Raw genomic sequence first — 17,268 nt, forward strand, 5'->3', positions numbered from 1 at the left:
GTAGTTTTGATAGCGGCTTTAAGCGCTTCTGTTCCTGGTTTACAAACTCAAAGGTAAATACAAAGGCATTCTCAGCAGTTCGGTTACCCAGCAAATCATTCGGAAGAACTCGGAGGCATGACGGTCGTTTTTCAAACTCAACGAGAAGTATTACGCCGAAAACCTCAATGAGAAACCGTCGCCGTCGGGGTACTGGGGCAACGAGGAAGACGGCGAGTGCTTCGCACCTACGTACGTAACGACCAGTACACCATCAATTTCGAGGAACGTTCCCGGCTCGAAGTTCCGATGGTCCCGAACTCAAAGACGGATACGGATTTGGATACAGGGAACGCCTTAGGCTCGAAGTCTCGGGTGACCCAAAATGGAATGTCGAACAAGGGCGACTCGAACGGCTCTGTCGAAATCCTCTTCTTTGGATATTTATTTTCGTGAAGCTATTGTACACTACACCTGCTTATCGATCAACCTGTCGAATCTGATACCATCCAGAATCCTGTTCTATGAGAACCGACTGATCTGGTCTGTCGAGACCTCTGCTCGATCCTGGCATCGCCAGAGCAAAGAGCAGTGATTTCCATTCGAAAACGCCCTGTCCCGCGTTATTTGATCCATCGCCCGTCGCTGGGAAATCGTTCAACTCTCCACCCGTCGGCCTTGTCGGTCAGCGCCACTTGTTCGCACCCTGAACTGAATGCTGACGTCGGTCACTACGATCGTTCGGCTTCCGAGCGTTCCGTTCCGGTTCCCAAACGTTTTCTACGCTCGTTGTACCACGTCGTCTGTGGGATCCACCGGAGAGGAACCCGACGGGCGCCGGAGTTGGGTGGTCGCGGCAGCCGGAGCGATTGGCATGGTGTTCACGTTCGGGACAGCGTTCTCCTACGGGGTCTTTCTGAACCCGTTTACCGAGACGTTCGGCATCCGGCCGGTCGCCCTCTCGACAGTCTTCTCCGCGATGCTGTTTATGTTCTTTATCGGCGCCGGAGTCGTGACCATCTTCGCCGCCCGCGTGTCCGCACGCGCGGTGCTACTCGCATGTGCGGTAGCGGCTGCCCTGATCGCCCCCGCGCTGTACGTCGTTGAGGGGTACCTCGGGCTGTTCGTCGTCTTCGTGATCCTCGGACTCACGCTCGGAACAGCGTTCATCCTGATGGCGGCGGTCGTCCCACAGTGGTTCGAGGAGCGCCGCGGCGCTGCGACGGGACTCATCTTCGCCGGCAACGGACTTGGCCTATTCCTGCTTCCGCCGGCCTGGCAGCTCGCATTCGAACGAGTCGGTGTCCGTGATGGGTTCTTGCTCATCATGGCGGCGACCGCGGTCGGGTTCGCACTTACGGGCGTCGCCTGTCGACGCCCACGGTGGGTCAAGCCGACCACCATGACCGCCAGGGAGGTCATCGAATGGTTCGGGCGGCTCGTCCGCACCAGAACGTTCAAGCTAACGTTTACCGGCGTCGCCCTTACGTTCGCGTGGTTCCACATGGTTACAGCATACGCGATCGAGCTGTTTACCCACCGCGGCATGACCGAAGCAGCGGCGGCGACGGCGTTCGGCGCTATCGGTGGCGTGAGTATCGTCTCGCGACTCGGTGGCGGCTACATCGCCGACGTGGCCGGATCCAGGCGGGGGTTCCTGGTCTCCCTTGGGTGTTGTGCTGCCGGGGTCAGCTTGCTTGTGGCGCCACAGTTCACGGTGCTCGTGGTGGCGATATTTCTGATCGGGATCGGACTCGGCGGGACCGCGACGCTGTACGTTCCGCTGCTCACGCAGACCTACGAGCACGAGAGCGACACGATCATCATCGGGCTCGCCAACGTCGCCATTGGGATCGTCGCGCTCATCAGTCCGCCGCTGGTTATCGGAATTCTCGCCCACACTGGGTCGTTCCTCGCAGTCATTGCCATCACATTCCTCACGACCGTGGGAGGGATCTGGACGGTCGCGGCTGGGACTGAGGGTGACTGAGGAGCCGCTCCTGAATGGGGCGGTGTCACTTGTCAGCGTACGGTTCCAGCGCTTTCCGAAGATCATTGGGGATGTCGATCGACGTACCGTTTACGAAATCAATCGTTGACTGTTTCTGGGCGGCGGTGAATACGGGGGTTTCATCGACATAGCCAGCGTCCTCGAATGTAATGGATGATCCTCCGATACCAGGATCTCTACGAGATCGCTGTGTTCGATTTCTTTGGTACAGTCGGCTTTCGCGTGAATGATCGGTAACGCGATTCTGTCGTCAGGGATAAGTCGGTGGTATGGGTTGCTGGTATTGATTAAGAGGTTTGACGTCATGTTGGACTGCGTTAAATACCTCTGGATGATTAATGACGCCAATTTGGCCCACTTATTCAAACCGTATCCGCCAGCCGTGTACGTGCGACGTAGAGTTAAAGTACGATCAAGCACTTAAAAGGAGATTGCTGAGTCCATCTCCTGTATTGATTGTTAGAGGGTTCGGTCAAGATTGTGGACAAGACACGCAAGAGTGAGTTCATGAAACTGCTTTCACCAGCGTCGTGAACGGACGAACGCACCGTACTTCCGCTTGAGTTGAGAGTTCACCGTCTCGCTCTGACTCCGCTGGCCGTAGAGTTCAGTATCCAACCGAGCACTCCACGCTTTCTGAAGTGAGGAGAACTCTAATCGCCGTAAAGACGCTGAGTAGGTTGAACTTAGGATCTATGTAGTATGCATTGCTTTTCCACTCAATCTCAGAAATTATATACATATTCACTCACGAATATGCCCAGGGATGCTCCACTTTGATCTCGGCGATGATCCGAAAGGCAAACACAATGTTGAAGCGGATACCGTCTAGTTTGCCTCTGCTATCAACCATCAATTTAGTAACTAATGAGGTTGTTGAGTGTTATAGTAATGTGATAATAATTCAAGACTATTCCCAATACTCACCTGTCTGCCCGTCCTCGAGTTATGGAAGATGCCAATCCAAATTTTGAGTGTGAAACCATTTTCGTTGAGTTTTCGTTCGATATAGTTGATCTGACTGTTCCATTCGATCCGAGAGAGGGTAGCCAGATAGCCTTACCGTTGGAGGAAAGTACTTTCCAGGAGAGCTCGTGGTTTTCAATAACACCTGGAGAAATGCAATGGCAGGACTGGTGCCGCGTCGTCTGAAAACTGCACATTAAGGATCAATCTCGGATCGGGATTAATTGCAATATATTCCCAATACCAACGCCTGGCTATATTATAAAAATTCCATCAATATTGCCACCCTCTTTGCTAGTTGGCTTGTTGCGACCGTTTAACACTGAGCACGTGAAGAATTACCTGTATCTCTCGAAGCGAATACCCAGTTGTGTGGGGATAGACGATGAACACTTGACGGAACCTTCGTCAACTACAAGAAATAATGATATGGTATATCTATATAGTCTCCTGTGATAAATCGACGATCATGAGAAATGTCTACGTCATCGGTGCTGGACAGACCGCCTTCGGTTCGTTCCCGGAGCGAGGCTACCGGGACCTGTTCGCGGAGGCGTACGCGGCCGCCAGAGATCGGGTCGACCACGGCCTGGACACGGACGACGTCGACGAGGCGGTCGTCGCCACCCTCGGCGTCGGCGGCCGCCAGATCGGCCTCTCGGGGCCGGCCGTCACGGAACACGTCGGCCTCCACAACGTGCCCTGCTCGCGGATCGAGAACGCCTGCGGCGCCGGCGGCTTCGCCGTCCGCCAGGGCGTCCAGGCGATCAGGAGCGGCATGGCCGACGTCGTCCTCGCGGGCGGCTTCGAGGTCATGACCGACATGTCCGGCGACACCACGAAGTACTGGCTCGGCGTCTCCGGAGAGACCGAGTGGGAACGCCTCACCGGCACCACTTTCTCCGGTGTGTACGCCCAGATGGCCAGCGCCTACCTGGACGCCTACGACGCGACCCCCGAGGACCTCTCGCGAGTCGCCGTCAAGAACCACGCCAACGGCGCGAAGAATCCGAAGGCCCACCTCGACTTCGAGTGCTCGCTCGAGGACGTCGTCGCGGCGCCGGCGGTCGCCGACCCCCTCAATCTCTACCACTGCTGTCCGACCTCCGACGGCGCCGCCGCGGTCCTCCTCGCCAGCGAGGACGTCGTGGCCGAGTACACCGACGAGCGCGTTCGCGTCGCGGGCGTCGGTGCGGCCAGCGAGCGGGTCGGCCTCGCGGAACGCGACAGCTACACGAGCATCTCGGCCTCCCAGGAAGCCGGCAGACGAGCCTACGAGCGCGCGGGAATCGGCCCCGACGACCTCGACTTCGCCGAGGTCCACGACTGCTTCGCCATCGCGGAACTCATCGCCTACGAGGACCTGGGCTTCTGCGAACCCGGGGAGGCGCCGCGACTCCTCCGCGAGGGCGTCACCGACCCGGACGGCGACCTCCCCGTGAACACCTCCGGCGGCCTCAAGTCGAAGGGCCACCCCATCGGTGCGACCGGCACGGGCCAGGTCGTCGAGGTCTTCGACCAGCTGACCGTGAACGCGGGTGACCGCCAACTCGAGGACCCGCGTTACGGCCTCACCCACAACGTAGGCGGGAGCGGCGGCGCGACGGTGGTCCATATATTCGAGCAGGAGGTGGCGCGATGACCGTCTCTCGAGCAGACGACGAGACGGCCGAGGCGGGCGAAGAAACGAACCGCCTCGGCATTGCCGGGGTCGGCGCCTACGCCCCCGACTACCGACTCACCGCGGAGGCCGTCACCGAGGCCTGGGGCCAGTTCCACGCCGCCGGCATCTCGGAGACGGCTGTCCCGGCGGGGGACGAGGACGGACTGACGATGGCCTACGAGGCCGCCACGCGGGCCCTCGAGGCGGCGGGAACCGACCTCGAGACCGTCACGCACCTCTTTCTCGGAACGACTACACCGCCCTACGAGGAGGAGGCCCTGGGGCCGCGCCTGGCCAGCTTCCTCGGACTCGAGTCGTCGATCGAGAGCCGCCAGTTCACCGGGAGCACCCGCGTCGGCGCCGACGCACTCCGGACGGGCCTCGAAACCGCGACCGACGGCGCCGTCCTGGTCGTCGCCAGCGACACCCCACGTGGCGCCCACTCGGACGAACACGAGCACGCGGGTGGAGCGGGCGCCGCCGCGCTCGTCTTGACGCCCGACGGTCCCGGGCGGGTAACGGATGCCGGAGAGTACGTCGACGCCGTTCCCGGAATTAGGTATCGAGAGGCGGGATCGAGGGAGACGAATGGCCTCGGTATCACGCAGTACGACCGGGACGCCTACACCGACGCCGTCGCATCGGCTGCGGACAGGCTCGAGTCCTCCCTCGAGGACGTCGACGCCGCCTGCCTCCAGTCGCCGAACGGCAAACTGCCCTATCGCGCCGCGAGCGCGCTGGGCGTCGACACCGAGCAGATCCAGGCGGGGACGACCGTCCACGACCTCGGGGACACGGGCGCCGCGAGCACCCTCCTCGGGCTCGCGAAGGCGCTCGAGGCTGGCCACCGCTCGCTCGGCCTGGTCGCGTACGGGTCGGGCGGCGGCGCGATTACGATGCGCCTCGAGGTGGGCGAGAGCGACGCGGGCGACGACTCGAGTTCAAGCCAAAGCGTCCCCGTCGAAACCGCCCTCGAGGGCGACCGAACGCTCTCCTACGGCGAGTACCTCCGCATTCGCGGCGACGTGACGCCGGGCGAACCCGACGGCGGCGGCGCCTACGTCAGCGTCCCCAGCTGGAAACGGACGATGGCCCAGCGCCACCGCCTCGTCGCGGGCCGGTGCCGAGAGTGCGGGCGACTCGCGTTCCCGCCCGCCGGTGCATGTCGGGAGTGCGGAACGCTCGACGAGTACGACGACGTCGCCCTCCCCGGGACGGGAACTGTCGAAGCGGCGACCGTGATCGGCCAGGGCGGCGCCCCACCGGAGTTCGTCGAGCAGCAGGCCCGCGAAGGGGCGTTCGTCAGCGCCGTCGTGGCACTCGACGGCCCCGAACCCGACGACGAGCCCGTCTCGACCCCCACGCAGGTGCTGACGCCCGACACGGCGTCCGTGTCGGTCGGCGACAGCGTCGACGCGACGATCCGGCGAATCTACACCCAGGAGGGCGTGACCCGGTACGGTTTCAAGATGCAGCTGCTCGAGTCCTGATCGCGCGAACTGGATTTTCGTCTCGACAAAATAGCACGCTCGAGCCGGCTCACTCCCGCTCGAAGACGACGGCGACGCCCTGGCCGAACCCGACGCACATCGTCGCGAGGCCGTAGTGGCCGTCGCGACGGGCGAGTTCGTGGAGCGAGGTCGTCGTAATTTGGGCGCCGGAACAGCCCAGCGGGTGCCCGAGCGCGATAGCACCGCCGTTGACGTTCAGTTTGTCAGTACAACGCCGAATATCCTGGAGACGGTTGCCGAACATGCAGCAGACGCACGCCGAACACAATTGATGTATCTCAACAGGACGGAACCTCGTTCGAGTAGTCCCACGCTGATATCGTGAGTGATCGGTTCGGGCGGCAACCTACGAAACTAGAATCGCTGAATCAGGGTCTGTCTCCGTGCCGCAATTTAATTCGGTGAACGCCTCGCGCAGGCGAGAGTACGTTTCGTCAAGGGCCTCCGCAACTACTTTCGAATTCGCCGTTGTGGGCATGAATGTCGTGTCGCCGTTCCACCGCGGGACGACGTGGACGTGAACGTGATCGGTGATTGACGCGCCACCGGCTTCACCGATGTTCATGCCGATATTGAACCCATCGGGTGCGAGGGCGGTTTTGACGGCCCGAACCGAGAGCTGTACCAGTTTGAAAACATCGAAAAAATCGTCTAGTTTGATATTTTCTATCTCACCGGTGTGGGAAAACGGGAGGACGAGCAGATGTCCCGGCGTGTACGGCGATTTGTTGAGGACAGCGTAAGCATCGCTGGAGCGAGCGACGATTCGGTTCTCTCTGTCAGCGTCTTGATCGGGGAGATTGCAGAACACGCAGCCGTCGAAGTCCTCGTCGTCTCTGGTAATCCAGTCCATCCGCCACGGGGCAAAAACCCTGTCCATGGGGGACAATAACCGAAGGGTATACAAATACATTGTTACTGACTCACACTCTGGTATCTGCAGTAACCGATTCTGGAACGTCCGGCTGCGACTAGCGTATCATCCATCGTCTCGGCAGAGTTGATGTTACCGAGAGCTGCAGGCAACCGCTGGCAAAAACCGACGATCGATACAATCGCGGAGTTGATCCGTAGAGCAGTTCGAGGATGGATCGAACCAGTGGCGTAACAGCCTCTCCGGTACACTTTAGTAGAGACAGAGAGAAGCTATTCTGTGGTAATGACACTCACTGACATGGGGCCGGGAGAGTTCACTGTCCTCAAATTACTCGCCCTCGATGGTGCGCTCCGTGGTGAGATCAAAGTCTCGTGTTCTGGACTTGCTAAGGACCTCGACGCGTCCAGTCAGACTGCCTCTCGCCGATTGCAGCGCCTCGAAGAGGAAGGTTTCGTGGAACGGGAGACGACGAGCGACGGCCAGTGGGTCGCGATCACCGAACGCGGTGGTCGGGTCCTCCAGACCGAGTACGAGGAGTATCAACAGATTTTCGACGAATCACCCGTCACGCTGGTGGGCACCGCCACGAGCGGGATGAACGAAGGGAAACACTACATCTCGCTACCGGGATACGCTCGACAATTCCGAAACCGGCTCGGGTATGAACCGTTTCCCGGCACGCTGAACGTCGACCTGACACAGGAGAGTCAACGGCGACGGAGCATTCTCTCCTCGCTCGATCCGGTTCAGATCGATGGCTGGGAGGATGAGGAACGGACGTATGGGCCGGCAGCGTGCCATCCGGTGGCGATCGAAACTGCCGGCGGAGCAACGTACGAAAACGCACACGCTATCGTTCCGAAACGGACGCACCACGACGACAACCAGCTTGAGGTGATCGCTCCGGTGAAACTCCGCGACGATCTCGAGGTGGACGATGGCGATTCCCTCACCATCCATGTCAAAGGGAACTGATATTTCGAGTCGATGGGCCCCTGGCGGGGCGATCGACCAGGCGATTAACTCCCTCCGCGGCGGAGAGCCCGTACTGGTACACGATGCGGCCGACCGCGAGGGAGAAGTTGACCTGATCTACCACGCGGCGTCAGTGGTACCGAATGCAGTTACGCGTCTCCGGAACGATGCCGGCGGGTTGATCTGCGTCGCGCTCGGCCACGAGATCGCCGACGCGTTCGACCTTCCCTTCCTTGCCGACGAAATCGACCACCCCGCCGTCTCGAACGAGGAACTCGGATACGGCGAGCGGTCGTCATTCTCGCTCACCGTCAACCACCGCGACACCTATACTGGGATCACCGACGACGATCGATCGACGACAATTCGTGCGATCGGGGATTTGGCCGCGACACCGACGGCGACCGACTTCGCGGCCGAGTTTCGCGTTCCCGGCCACGTACACCTCCTGCGAGGAGCGCCTGGCCTGTTAGCCCAGCGTAAAGGGCATACCGAACTCGGACTGTCCCTCGCACGGGCCGCATCCCTCTCTCCTGCGGTCGTCGTCTGTGAGATGCTCGACGACGAGACCGGTAATGCGCTTGCGCCAATCAACGCCCGGGCGTACGCCGACGAACACGAGGTTCCCTATATAGAGGGGCGATTGATCGTCGACTACTTTGGGCTCGACTGAGCGCCCGTAATCCGGCCAATCGTCAGGTTGACCGTACGATCAGAGTCCGATACGCCACCGCGAACCGATCTCTCACTCGATTATTCGGAGGTGGATTTATATGAGTGCTTTCCTGTGGTAGCACTATACGAGTCCGATGAGCAAAGTGAAACCGATGCAGGCCGCCGTACGGAAGGCCATCAACGATGGTGACAGCCTCTATCTCGCAGGCTTCACCCACCTGATTCCCTTCGCGGCCGGCCACGAGATAATCAGACAGGGGTACAGCAATCTCGAACTCATACGGTTGACGCCCGACCTGGTGTACGATCAACTGATTGCTGCGGAGTGTGCGTCGAAGGTGACGTTCTCATGGGCCGGAAATCCTGGCGTCGGAAGTCTGCGAGCGTTTAGGCGTGCCGTCGAAGATGGGGTCCCCGTCGAACTCGACATCGAGGAGTACACACATTACGGGCTGACCGCGCGGCTCCACGCGGGAGCGAGCGCGCTGCCGTTCATGCCCGTTCGAACGTTCGTTGGGTCGGATCTCGCCGACCACAATGACGCGATCCGAACGGTTTCGAATCCCTATGGCGACGGCGAGGTTTGCGTCGTCCCGCCGCTCAATCCGGACGCCGCCATCGTCTGTGCACAGCGGGCAGACGAGGACGGCAACGCCCACCTCTGGGGCATCAGCGGGGAACAAAAGGAGGCAGCGCTGGCCGCCGACACGGTCGTCCTCTGCGTTGAGGAGTTGTGTTCGACCGAGATCATCCGCAGTGATCCGAACAGAACTCTCCTGACGGGCGACGCCGTCGATCACGTCGTCCGCGTCCCCTACGGTTGCCACCCGTCGTACGCACAAGGTTACTACGATCGCGACAACGAGGCCTACCTTGAGTGGAACGAGGTGTCTGCTTCGAACGACAGGCTCCGCGAGTGGCTCGACGAGTGGGTGTATGGGGTGGCCGATCGACGAGAGTACCTCGAAAAACTCGGGGCGAATAGATTGCTCGAGTTGCAGGTTGACTCGAAGTACGCGACCCCGATCGACATGGGTGAGTACTGATGGAGTATACCGATACGGAACTGATGGTGACGGCGGCGGCGAACGAACTCGAAAACGACGAGTCGGCTCTGGTCGGGATCGGGGTTCCAAACCTCGCGTGCAACCTCGCCAAACGGAGCCACGCACCCGAACTCGAACTGATTTACGAGTCCGGGACGATCGGCTCGGATCCGAGCTCGCTGCCACTTTCGATCGGCGATCCGGTGCTTGCCTCGGGAGCGCTCAACGTGGAGTCGATGATGAACGGATTCTCCTACTACCTGCAGGGCGGCCGTATTGACGTCGGATTCCTTAGCGGCGCGCAGGTCGATCGGTACGGGAACATCAACACCACTGTGATCGGTGAGTACGATGATCCCGATGTCAGGCTTCCCGGCAGTGGCGGCGCCTGCGAAATCGCCAGCAATGCCCACCGGACCATCATCATCTCGCCGCACCGTCGCCGACGTTTCCCCGAACGGGTCGACTTCGTCACGAGCCCGGGTTACCTCGACCCCGACACGGACCGTGAGGAACTCGGACTTCGCGGTGGACCGGATACGGTCATCACGGACAAGGCGATCTTGGGCTTCGACGAGTCGGGCGAAATGCTCGTCGAGAGCCTCCATCCCGGCGTCAGCGTCGACGACGTCCAGTCGTCGACCGGGTGGAAGATCACCGTCTCGGACGATCTCACCGAGACGCCCGTACCGACGACCGACGAACTCCGACTGCTCCGCGAGCAGCTTGATCCCGACGGTATCTACACGGGCGACTGAGAAGGGCGATTTCGATCAATTATATTTTTCGCCAGGGGAAATTCGATCGATTCGGGCCAGAAGCAGGAAATTGCGTTACAGTCGGCGCTGCGCTCGTCGATCGCGACCCATCATTTGTCGAGAACGATTGAACCCCACTCGCCGCCGTAGAACGCCAGTGGTGCAGCCTCAGGGTTGAGGATCTCTCCCTGTTGTACTTCGCCGAGGTAGATTGTGTGGTCGCCGGCGCGCTGACTCTCGTAGAGATCACAGTCAAGGAAGGCGAGGTCTCCCTCGAACACCGGCGCATGGGTGTCGTACTCGTCGACGGTTCGTGTCTCGAATGGGTCTTCCTCCAGGTCGGTCATGTTAGCAAAGTACTCGCCGAGATCCTGTTGGGACCGGGAGAGGATGTTGACGCAGAAACCATCAACGTCCCCGCTAGAGAGGAGTTCATAGCTGTTCGTGCCGTGATCGACACAGATCAGGATCAGTGGCGGATCAACCGAGACGCTCGAAAACGCGTTCGCCGTGAGTCCGTGCGGCGTCTCCGATTCCATCGTGACGACGGTACACCCCGTGGCGAAGGTGCCGAGTAGCTGGCGAAATTTCTGCGACTTCATTGACACTGTAGAGGTTCGTTTGATCTCCTATTTATTCTTCCGGTCAGAATGAGCACCACCGTTCGAATACGATGGATCGATATCGGTAGTAATGCGCTTTTGCCTGTGCGAGAACCGACCGCACGCAGGATGCGCTACTGGTCGGTAGTCGCCACTGAAAGCGCTACTTCCGCTAGTAGTTACGTTTCGACGCTGACGGTTCCCGTTTCGTCGATCCTATTTTAGTTACTGACTCTACTGCGCCTCCGAATGCGGGGATACCGGGACATCGAACGGGCCGGTTTCGGCTGTCGGCCGCCACCCGGCGGCAATCGCGAACGAAACCGCTTGGCAGTCTGAGCAGAGAGCGAACCGCTAGTCCAGCTCCTCGACGGCCGTTTCAGCCGCAATCTTCCCGTAGACCGCCGCGTTCGTCAGGCCGGTCCCACCGGGATAGTTGTGGTAAAAGAGTCCGCCGGTACTGTTACCCGCCGCGTAAAGGTTCGGGATCGGTCGATCACACGTATCGAGCACCTTCGCGTCCGGGGTGATCGCAACTCCGCCGAAGCCGAATGTCATGCCACCGGTGACCGCATAGCCGGTGTACGGCGGTTCGTCGAGCGGAAGTGCCCAGTTCGACTTCGGCGGTTCAATGCTGGTCGCCTCATTGCCGTCCAGTTCGTTCGGTTTGTAATCGCCCGGATCGCTCGCTGCGTTGTACGCCTCGACCGTTTCAGCCGTCTGGTCGACGTTTTCGATGCCGAGTCGGTTCGCGAGGGATTCGATGCTGTCAGCGGTGATCGGGTTCGACGGACCCATGTGCGCGACGTCGTCGACGACTTTCGAGTCGACGAGGATGAACGCCTCGTGGTAGGGCTGTTCGAAGATCCGCTGGCCGAATTTGGCGTACGTGTGGGCCCGTGCATCCTCGCCCTCGTCGACGAATCGTTCGCCGTCGTGGTTGACGATCAGCCCGTACTGGTAGCCGTCGATTCGGGTAATTCCTCCCTCGAAGTCAGGCGACTGCGCATCGATAAGGGCCATGTGGGCGTCGCCCCACTCACCTTCGGTCTTGGCGCCGATGTCGATCGTCGCCTCGACGGCCTCACCCGTGTTGTACCTGCTCCCGCGGACCTTCATGTTCCCGTATCCGCGACCGTAGTAGCGCGTGCGTTTCTCCTTGCTTGATCCGTAGTCGCCGGCCGCGAGGATGACTGCGTCGCCCGTGAACGTCGTCTTTACGCCCTCGACACGGGCATCGACGCCGACCACGTCGCCGTCGTCGTTCCGGACGATTCCCTGAGCCGTCGTCTCGTAGTAGAAGGTCGCGTCTCGCTCCTCGAGTATCTCGACGAGTTCGTCGATGAAGTCCTCGCCGTGGAGCCACACTCGGCCCGCGGTGTATCCTGGGTGAGGCGCCCGATATTCCCACTCGATTCCGAGGTTGGTTAGCCACTCAAACGTCTCGGCGGCGTCGTTTGCAACGCGCTTGGCCAGGTCGCTGTCGGCCCGGTAGTGCGTCACATTCATGATGTCCGAATAGAAGTCCGCCGACGTGTAGTCCTCGACGTTGAACTCGGCATCGAGGTCGATGTCTGCCGTTGGAATCCGAAACGACTCGGTGAACCGCGTGTGGCCGCCGCGATGTTTCTTCGGCGACTTCTCCAGGATACACACCGATTCGCCAAGTTCCGTCGCTCTCAATCCGGCGGCGAGACCTGCCATTCCGCACCCAACGATCACAATGTCGTACGTTTCTTCGGCCATAATTTCAGTCCCGTATAGGTTTTGAATACGGGGCCGACCGTAAATTTCTATCGATCGGACGAGTTCGTCACGCTCATACCGGATACGGGCCCTAACGGTAGTAGTTGATGACGGGAAGCCGATTCTCGAGCCCTTGGACTACGAGTTGTTAGCGGAGTAGTGTACTATCCTTGGTACGGACCGCAGAATCGTTCGATTCCGGCGGTCCGCCAACACCAAGCGACACACATGGTTCACCATTGAGAGAGCATTCACGAGACTGATACGAAATCGATTTGACGCCTGATTGCTATCCAACTACCTCCGACGAACGTCGTCACCAAAAAGACAAAGTTCGTTTACCAAATCGTTAGCCGACTGAACCGACGTCCGTTAGCTCCACCGAACCCAGCATATTCATGCCAGAGGGGAACAAAGCGCATTGCATGGCACGTGTAGGCATAGATATCGGTGGCACCTTCACCGATCTCGTCGTCGCGAACGACGGAAAGGTGGAGACTCTCAAGGTTCCGTCGACGCCGAACGATCCGTCGGAAGGGGCGATCGACGCGCTCATCAGTTCGTCCGTCAATCCCGGCGCTATCGACGCTTTCGACCACGGAACGACCGTCGCGACGAATATCGCGATCGAACGAAATCCGGGGACGCGAATCGCGTTTCTCACGAACGACGGGTTCGAGGACATCCCCGAGATCATGCGCACCGACAGGGAGAATCAGTACGATCGACAGTGGACGAAGCCGGAGCCACTGGTTCCCCGGCAGGACCGTCACGGGATTCCCGGTCGAATTCGTGCTAACGGCACCGAGCACGAACCGCTGGATGAGGAGGTAGCCGTCGACGTTATCCGTTCCTACGCAGCGCTGGACGAGGACGTCTCGTACGCCGTTTCGATGCTGTACTCGTTCCTCGATCCGTCCCACGAGCGACGACTCGCCGAACTGATCGACGAGCACCACCCCGAAGCGGCCGTCAGCACCTCCCACAACGTGTTCCCGCAGGCCAAGGAATACGAGCGCGCGAGCACGGTGATCGCTAACGCGTACGTCAAACCGAAGACCGGCCGGTACGTCGAGCGACTGGAGCGGGACCTCGAGAACCTGGGTATCGACGTCCCGATCAACATCATGCAATCGAACGGGGGATTACTCCCGGTCGAAGACGTCTCTCGCGTCCCCGCCAAGACGCTCTTTTCGGGTCCAGCGGGCGGCGTATCTGGGGCGAACCACTACGGCAGCGCCGACTCACCGAACCTCATCACGATGGATATGGGCGGGACCTCCTGTGACGTCTCGCTGATCGTCGACGGCGAGCCCATCACCTCGACGGAAGGGGAGATTGAGTGGGGCATCCCCGTCCAGTTCCCGCAGATCGACATCGAAGCCGTCGGCGCTGGCGGCGGATCGATCGCGTGGATCGACGACGGCGGCCTCCTCAAGGTCGGCCCGCGATCGGCCGGGGCGGACCCGGGGCCGGTCTGTTACGGCCAAGGGGGCACCGAACCGACGATCACAGATGCGAACCTCGTCCTCGGTCGACTCAACCCGGACAAGTTCATCGGCGGCGAGATGAACCTCGACGTCGAGGCAGCACGCGAGGCAATCGCCGATTTGGGTGGGGAACTGGATATGGGCGTCCGCGAGACCGCGCTCGGCATCCTCGAGATCGGGATGAACACGCTCACACAGGCAATCCGGACGGTAACGGTCGAACGAGGGTACGATCCCCGGGAGTTCGCGCTCGTCGCGTTCGGCGGCGCGGGACCGATGCACGCCCCGGGCGTGATGGGCGTTGCAAACATCCCCCGGACCATCGTGCCGCCCAACGCGGGCGTGCTCTCAGCCGCAGGGATGGTGACGACGGACTTCAAGTACGACCAGCTCCAGTCGTTCCTCCACCCGCTCGACGAGGTACGCGGCGAGACGTTATCGGAACTGGACGCCGTCTTCGAGGAGATGATCACAGACGGAATTGCGGTCATCGACGACCAGAACGAATACGTCACGGAGGTGGCCGCACGACTCTCGGTCGACCTGCGCTACCGGGAACAGGCCTACGAGGTTACGGTTCCCCTCGAAACGGAACCGCCGATCGATCGCGACGTCCTCAATCGTGCGGAAACTCGGTTCCACGACCGCCACGAGCAACTGTACGGTCATAGCAGCGAGAGTGATCCGGTCGAAATCGTCAACGTGCTTGTCGACATCGTCGGCTTCCGGCCCGTCCCGGACGCGTTATCCGTCGAGAGCACCGACGAAACCGATCCCGGTTCGCTCGACGACGCACTCGCGGAGGTGCGGCCGATCGTCTTCGACGACGGCGAGTACGAGACGCAAGTCTACGAACGAACGGGACTCGAATCGGGTCACGAACTCGCGGGACCGTTCGTGATCGAAGAACCCCAGGGGACAACTGTCGTGCCGCCCGGACAGCAGGCACACGTCGACAGAATCGGGAACGTCGTCATTGAGGAGGGATCGAAATGAGTGACAAATACGACGTGGATCCGGTGACCCAGGAGGTCGTCGGGAACTACCTACGATCGACGGCCAACGAGATGGGGGTGACGATGATGCGGACAGCCTATTCGTCGATCCTCATCGCGAAAGACTTCTCGACGGGCGTCTTCGACGCCGACGCCAACATCGTCGGTCAGGCCGACTATGTGCCGATCCACATCGCATCGATGCAGTACTCCGTCGAGTGGGCAGTCGAGGAGATCGGTCGGGAGAACCTAGAACCCGGCGACATGCTGATGCACAACGATCCGTTCCGCGGGGGAACCCACATCGCGGACCACACGGTCATCAGGCCCGTCTTCGATCGCGAGACGGAGGATCTGATCGCGTTCACGGCCAACCGGGCCCACCAAATCGACCTCGGCGGGATGAGTGCGGGCGGATTCGCCGGCGACGCGACGGATGCCTATCAGGAAGGAATCCGCGTCCCACCGGTGAAGATCTGGGAAGGCGGCGAGGAGCGTCGCGACCTCTGGAAGTTCATGCTTTCGAACGTCAGAATCCCGAAGTCGACTCATGGCGACATGCGCGCCCAGATCGCTTCGAACCTGACCGGCGAGCGGCGCATCTACGAACTGATCGATCGGTACGACAGGGAGACGTTCGAGGACGCCTGCGCCGCTCTCCGGGACCACTCTGAACGATTGATGCGCAGCGAGATCGAGGAGATCCCGGATGGCACCTACCGCGGCGTCGACTACATGGACGACGACGGGATCACGGACAACTCTGTCCGGATCGAGGTCGAAGTCACCGTCGACGGCTCCGAGATCATCTTCGACTTCGAGGGGACGGACGAACAGACGGACGGGCCGATCAACTGTCCGTGGACGGTGACCGCTGGGGGCGTCTACATCGCACTCTACCATCTCACCGACCCGAACATCACGTTCAACGAGGGCTGTTTCCGTCCCGTCCACATCCTCGTTCCGCCGGGGACGGTGCTGAACGCGAATCACCCAGCGGCCACGTTCGGCGGTAACACGGAGACGTCAAAGCGCGTCATCGACGCGATCATCCGTGCGTTCGCTGACGCGCTGCCCGAACGAGTCACCGGCGCGAACATCGGAACCAGTCTCAACTTCACCGGCGGCGGATCAACCGAGACGCACGGCAACTTTGCCTTCTATATGTTCATTGAGGGTGGCTGGGGTGGTCGATCGACCCACGACGGTATCAGCGCCGCAAAATCGCAAATATCGAATACGAAAAACCAGCCGATCGAGATCCTGGAACGGAAGTACCCGTTCCTGATGCGGCGGTACGGCCTGCGCGAAGATTCGGAAGGGCCCGGCGAGTACCGCGGCGGTCTCGGCGTGGTCTGGGAGATGGAACTCGCCGAGGGCGAGATGTCGGTCAACGCGCTCGCCGACCGCGTGACCCGTCCGCCGTGGGGCGTCCACGGCGGCGATTCAGCGGCACCCAACGAGATCCTCCTGCAGCGCAGCGAGGACGACGACGCCGCTCCTGTCGACGAGCGCGAGGACGCCGTCTCCCCGTCGAAGTTCTCGAACGTGGCGCTTTCCGAGGGCGACGTCGTTTCGATCCGCACCGCGGGCGGTGGCGGATACGGCGACCCGACCGACAGGGACATCGACGCGGTGCTCCGCGACGTCGAACGCGGCTACGTCTCCCCGGAACGCGCACAGCAAGTCTACGGCGTCGACGTCGAACACGGCGAACGGGTCGTCTCGGACGGCGGAACCGACGACGAGGGATCGACGGACGGCGATCCCGATCGATCGGGCCGCAACGGGGGTGAGAGTGCGTGACCTGGATCGAACCGTTCCTCGGTCGCGTCAACCGCAAGTGCGAGAACTGCGGCAAACTCCTCCTCGATGATCCAGACGAGACTCAGTCCGTCGAGGGAAGCGAGGTCTGTTCGGACTGGTGTGCCGACTACTATCGGAAGAACCGGCTCTCCGACTAAACGTGGTTTG

13 protein-coding genes and 3 pseudogenes are annotated in these 17,268 nt (G+C 60.8%); 11 read left to right on the forward strand and 5 right to left on the reverse strand.

The window, feature by feature from the left end:
* Positions 1 to 49 precede the first annotated feature (49 nt).
* Together AC6I65_RS12590 and AC6I65_RS12595 are read left to right on the forward strand one after the other, a co-directional pair.
* Positions 50 to 392, forward strand: a pseudogene (locus tag AC6I65_RS12590) (IS200/IS605 family transposon protein TnpB); the annotation flags it as partial.
* A gap of 392 nt (positions 393 to 784) precedes the next feature.
* Complete coding sequence (locus tag AC6I65_RS12595; RefSeq protein ID WP_497903230.1) at positions 785 to 1,969, forward strand: MFS transporter; 1,185 nt, start codon at positions 785 to 787, stop codon at positions 1,967 to 1,969.
* A gap of 540 nt (positions 1,970 to 2,509) precedes the next feature.
* Here the strand turns inward: AC6I65_RS12595 and AC6I65_RS12600 are convergent.
* Positions 2,510 to 2,644 (reverse strand): annotated as a pseudogene (locus tag AC6I65_RS12600) (IS5/IS1182 family transposase); the annotation flags it as partial.
* A gap of 781 nt (positions 2,645 to 3,425) precedes the next feature.
* Here AC6I65_RS12600 and AC6I65_RS12605 point away from each other — a divergent pair.
* Both AC6I65_RS12605 and AC6I65_RS12610 read left to right on the forward strand, forming a co-directional pair.
* A complete protein-coding gene (locus AC6I65_RS12605; protein ID WP_497903231.1) occupies positions 3,426 to 4,598 on the forward strand; it encodes a thiolase domain-containing protein in 1,173 nt (390 codons plus the stop codon).
* Positions 4,595 to 6,109, forward strand: coding sequence for a zinc ribbon domain-containing protein (locus AC6I65_RS12610; protein ID WP_497903232.1), 1,515 nt, complete (start codon positions 4,595 to 4,597; stop codon positions 6,107 to 6,109). The genes AC6I65_RS12605 and AC6I65_RS12610 overlap by 4 nt, the downstream gene beginning before the upstream one ends.
* 49 nt (positions 6,110 to 6,158) lie before the next feature.
* On the opposite strand, the pseudogene AC6I65_RS12615 reads toward AC6I65_RS12610, so the two are convergent.
* Both AC6I65_RS12615 and AC6I65_RS12620 read right to left on the reverse strand, forming a co-directional pair.
* Positions 6,159 to 6,335, reverse strand: a pseudogene (locus tag AC6I65_RS12615) (acetyl-CoA C-acyltransferase); the annotation flags it as partial.
* Positions 6,336 to 6,476: 141 nt separating this feature from the next.
* A complete protein-coding gene (locus AC6I65_RS12620) occupies positions 6,477 to 7,010 on the reverse strand; it encodes an HIT family protein (RefSeq protein ID WP_497903233.1) in 534 nt (177 codons plus the stop codon).
* A gap of 279 nt (positions 7,011 to 7,289) precedes the next feature.
* Here AC6I65_RS12620 and AC6I65_RS12625 point away from each other — a divergent pair, with 279 nt between their 5' ends.
* The 4 genes from AC6I65_RS12625 (at position 7,290) to AC6I65_RS12640 (ending at position 10,461) form a co-directional block, all read left to right on the forward strand.
* A complete protein-coding gene (locus AC6I65_RS12625; RefSeq protein WP_497903234.1) occupies positions 7,290 to 7,982 on the forward strand; it encodes a DUF120 domain-containing protein in 693 nt (230 codons plus the stop codon).
* Positions 7,966 to 8,655, forward strand: coding sequence for a 3,4-dihydroxy-2-butanone-4-phosphate synthase (ribB, locus tag AC6I65_RS12630; protein ID WP_497903235.1), 690 nt, complete (start codon positions 7,966 to 7,968; stop codon positions 8,653 to 8,655). Before AC6I65_RS12625 ends, ribB begins: the two co-directional genes overlap by 17 nt.
* 136 nt (positions 8,656 to 8,791) lie before the next feature.
* Positions 8,792 to 9,703 carry a CoA transferase subunit A gene (locus AC6I65_RS12635; RefSeq protein WP_497903236.1) on the forward strand — a complete coding sequence of 304 codons (912 nt, stop codon included), beginning with the start codon at positions 8,792 to 8,794 and terminating at the stop codon, positions 9,701 to 9,703.
* Positions 9,703 to 10,461, forward strand: coding sequence for a CoA-transferase subunit beta (locus tag AC6I65_RS12640; protein ID WP_497903237.1), 759 nt, complete (start codon positions 9,703 to 9,705; stop codon positions 10,459 to 10,461). The genes AC6I65_RS12635 and AC6I65_RS12640 overlap by 1 nt, the downstream gene beginning before the upstream one ends.
* Before the next feature lie 110 nt (positions 10,462 to 10,571).
* On the opposite strand, the gene AC6I65_RS12645 is transcribed toward AC6I65_RS12640, so the two are convergent.
* Together AC6I65_RS12645 and tcuA are read right to left on the reverse strand one after the other, a co-directional pair.
* Positions 10,572 to 11,063 carry a flavin reductase family protein gene (locus AC6I65_RS12645; RefSeq protein ID WP_497903238.1) on the reverse strand — a complete coding sequence of 164 codons (492 nt, stop codon included), beginning with the start codon at positions 11,061 to 11,063 and terminating at the stop codon, positions 10,572 to 10,574.
* A 354-nt stretch (positions 11,064 to 11,417) separates the two neighbouring features.
* Positions 11,418 to 12,767, reverse strand: a complete 1,350-nt coding sequence (tcuA, locus tag AC6I65_RS12650) for an FAD-dependent tricarballylate dehydrogenase TcuA (protein WP_497903239.1) — start codon at positions 12,765 to 12,767, stop codon at positions 11,418 to 11,420.
* Positions 12,768 to 13,234: 467 nt separating this feature from the next.
* Here tcuA and AC6I65_RS12655 point away from each other — a divergent pair, with 467 nt between their 5' ends.
* Genes AC6I65_RS12655 through AC6I65_RS12665 form a run of 3 tightly spaced genes read left to right on the forward strand, consistent with a single transcriptional unit; the run spans position 13,235 to position 17,258 of the window.
* Positions 13,235 to 15,295, forward strand: a complete 2,061-nt coding sequence (locus tag AC6I65_RS12655; RefSeq protein ID WP_497903240.1) for a hydantoinase/oxoprolinase family protein — start codon at positions 13,235 to 13,237, stop codon at positions 15,293 to 15,295.
* Positions 15,292 to 17,100: a hydantoinase B/oxoprolinase family protein gene (locus AC6I65_RS12660; protein WP_497903241.1), complete on the forward strand. Its 1,809-nt coding sequence runs from the start codon at positions 15,292 to 15,294 to the stop codon at positions 17,098 to 17,100. The genes AC6I65_RS12655 and AC6I65_RS12660 overlap by 4 nt, the downstream gene beginning before the upstream one ends.
* Positions 17,097 to 17,258 carry a hypothetical protein gene (locus tag AC6I65_RS12665; protein ID WP_497903242.1) on the forward strand — a complete coding sequence of 54 codons (162 nt, stop codon included), beginning with the start codon at positions 17,097 to 17,099 and terminating at the stop codon, positions 17,256 to 17,258. Before AC6I65_RS12660 ends, AC6I65_RS12665 begins: the two co-directional genes overlap by 4 nt.
* The last annotated feature ends 10 nt before the right edge of the window (positions 17,259 to 17,268 follow it).

It is taken from the genome of Natronosalvus sp. KLKA75 (genome assembly GCF_059736265.1).

Coding starts and splice junctions, on each gene's coding strand:
- AC6I65_RS12605 (WP_497903231.1), top strand. CDS start 3,426: ATGAGAAATGTCTACGTCATCGGTGCTGGACAGACCGCCTTCGGTTCG.
- AC6I65_RS12610 (WP_497903232.1), top strand. CDS start 4,595: ATGACCGTCTCTCGAGCAGACGACGAGACGGCCGAGGCGGGCGAAGAA.
- AC6I65_RS12620 (WP_497903233.1), bottom strand. CDS start 7,010: ATGGACAGGGTTTTTGCCCCGTGGCGGATGGACTGGATTACCAGAGAC.
- AC6I65_RS12625 (WP_497903234.1), top strand. CDS start 7,290: ATGACACTCACTGACATGGGGCCGGGAGAGTTCACTGTCCTCAAATTA.
- ribB (WP_497903235.1), top strand. CDS start 7,966: ATGTCAAAGGGAACTGATATTTCGAGTCGATGGGCCCCTGGCGGGGCG.
- AC6I65_RS12635 (WP_497903236.1), top strand. CDS start 8,792: ATGAGCAAAGTGAAACCGATGCAGGCCGCCGTACGGAAGGCCATCAAC.
- AC6I65_RS12640 (WP_497903237.1), top strand. CDS start 9,703: ATGGAGTATACCGATACGGAACTGATGGTGACGGCGGCGGCGAACGAA.
- AC6I65_RS12645 (WP_497903238.1), bottom strand. CDS start 11,063: ATGAAGTCGCAGAAATTTCGCCAGCTACTCGGCACCTTCGCCACGGGG.
- tcuA (WP_497903239.1), bottom strand. CDS start 12,767: ATGGCAGGTCTCGCCGCCGGATTGAGAGCGACGGAACTTGGCGAATCG.
- AC6I65_RS12655 (WP_497903240.1), top strand. CDS start 13,235: ATGGCACGTGTAGGCATAGATATCGGTGGCACCTTCACCGATCTCGTC.
- AC6I65_RS12660 (WP_497903241.1), top strand. CDS start 15,292: ATGAGTGACAAATACGACGTGGATCCGGTGACCCAGGAGGTCGTCGGG.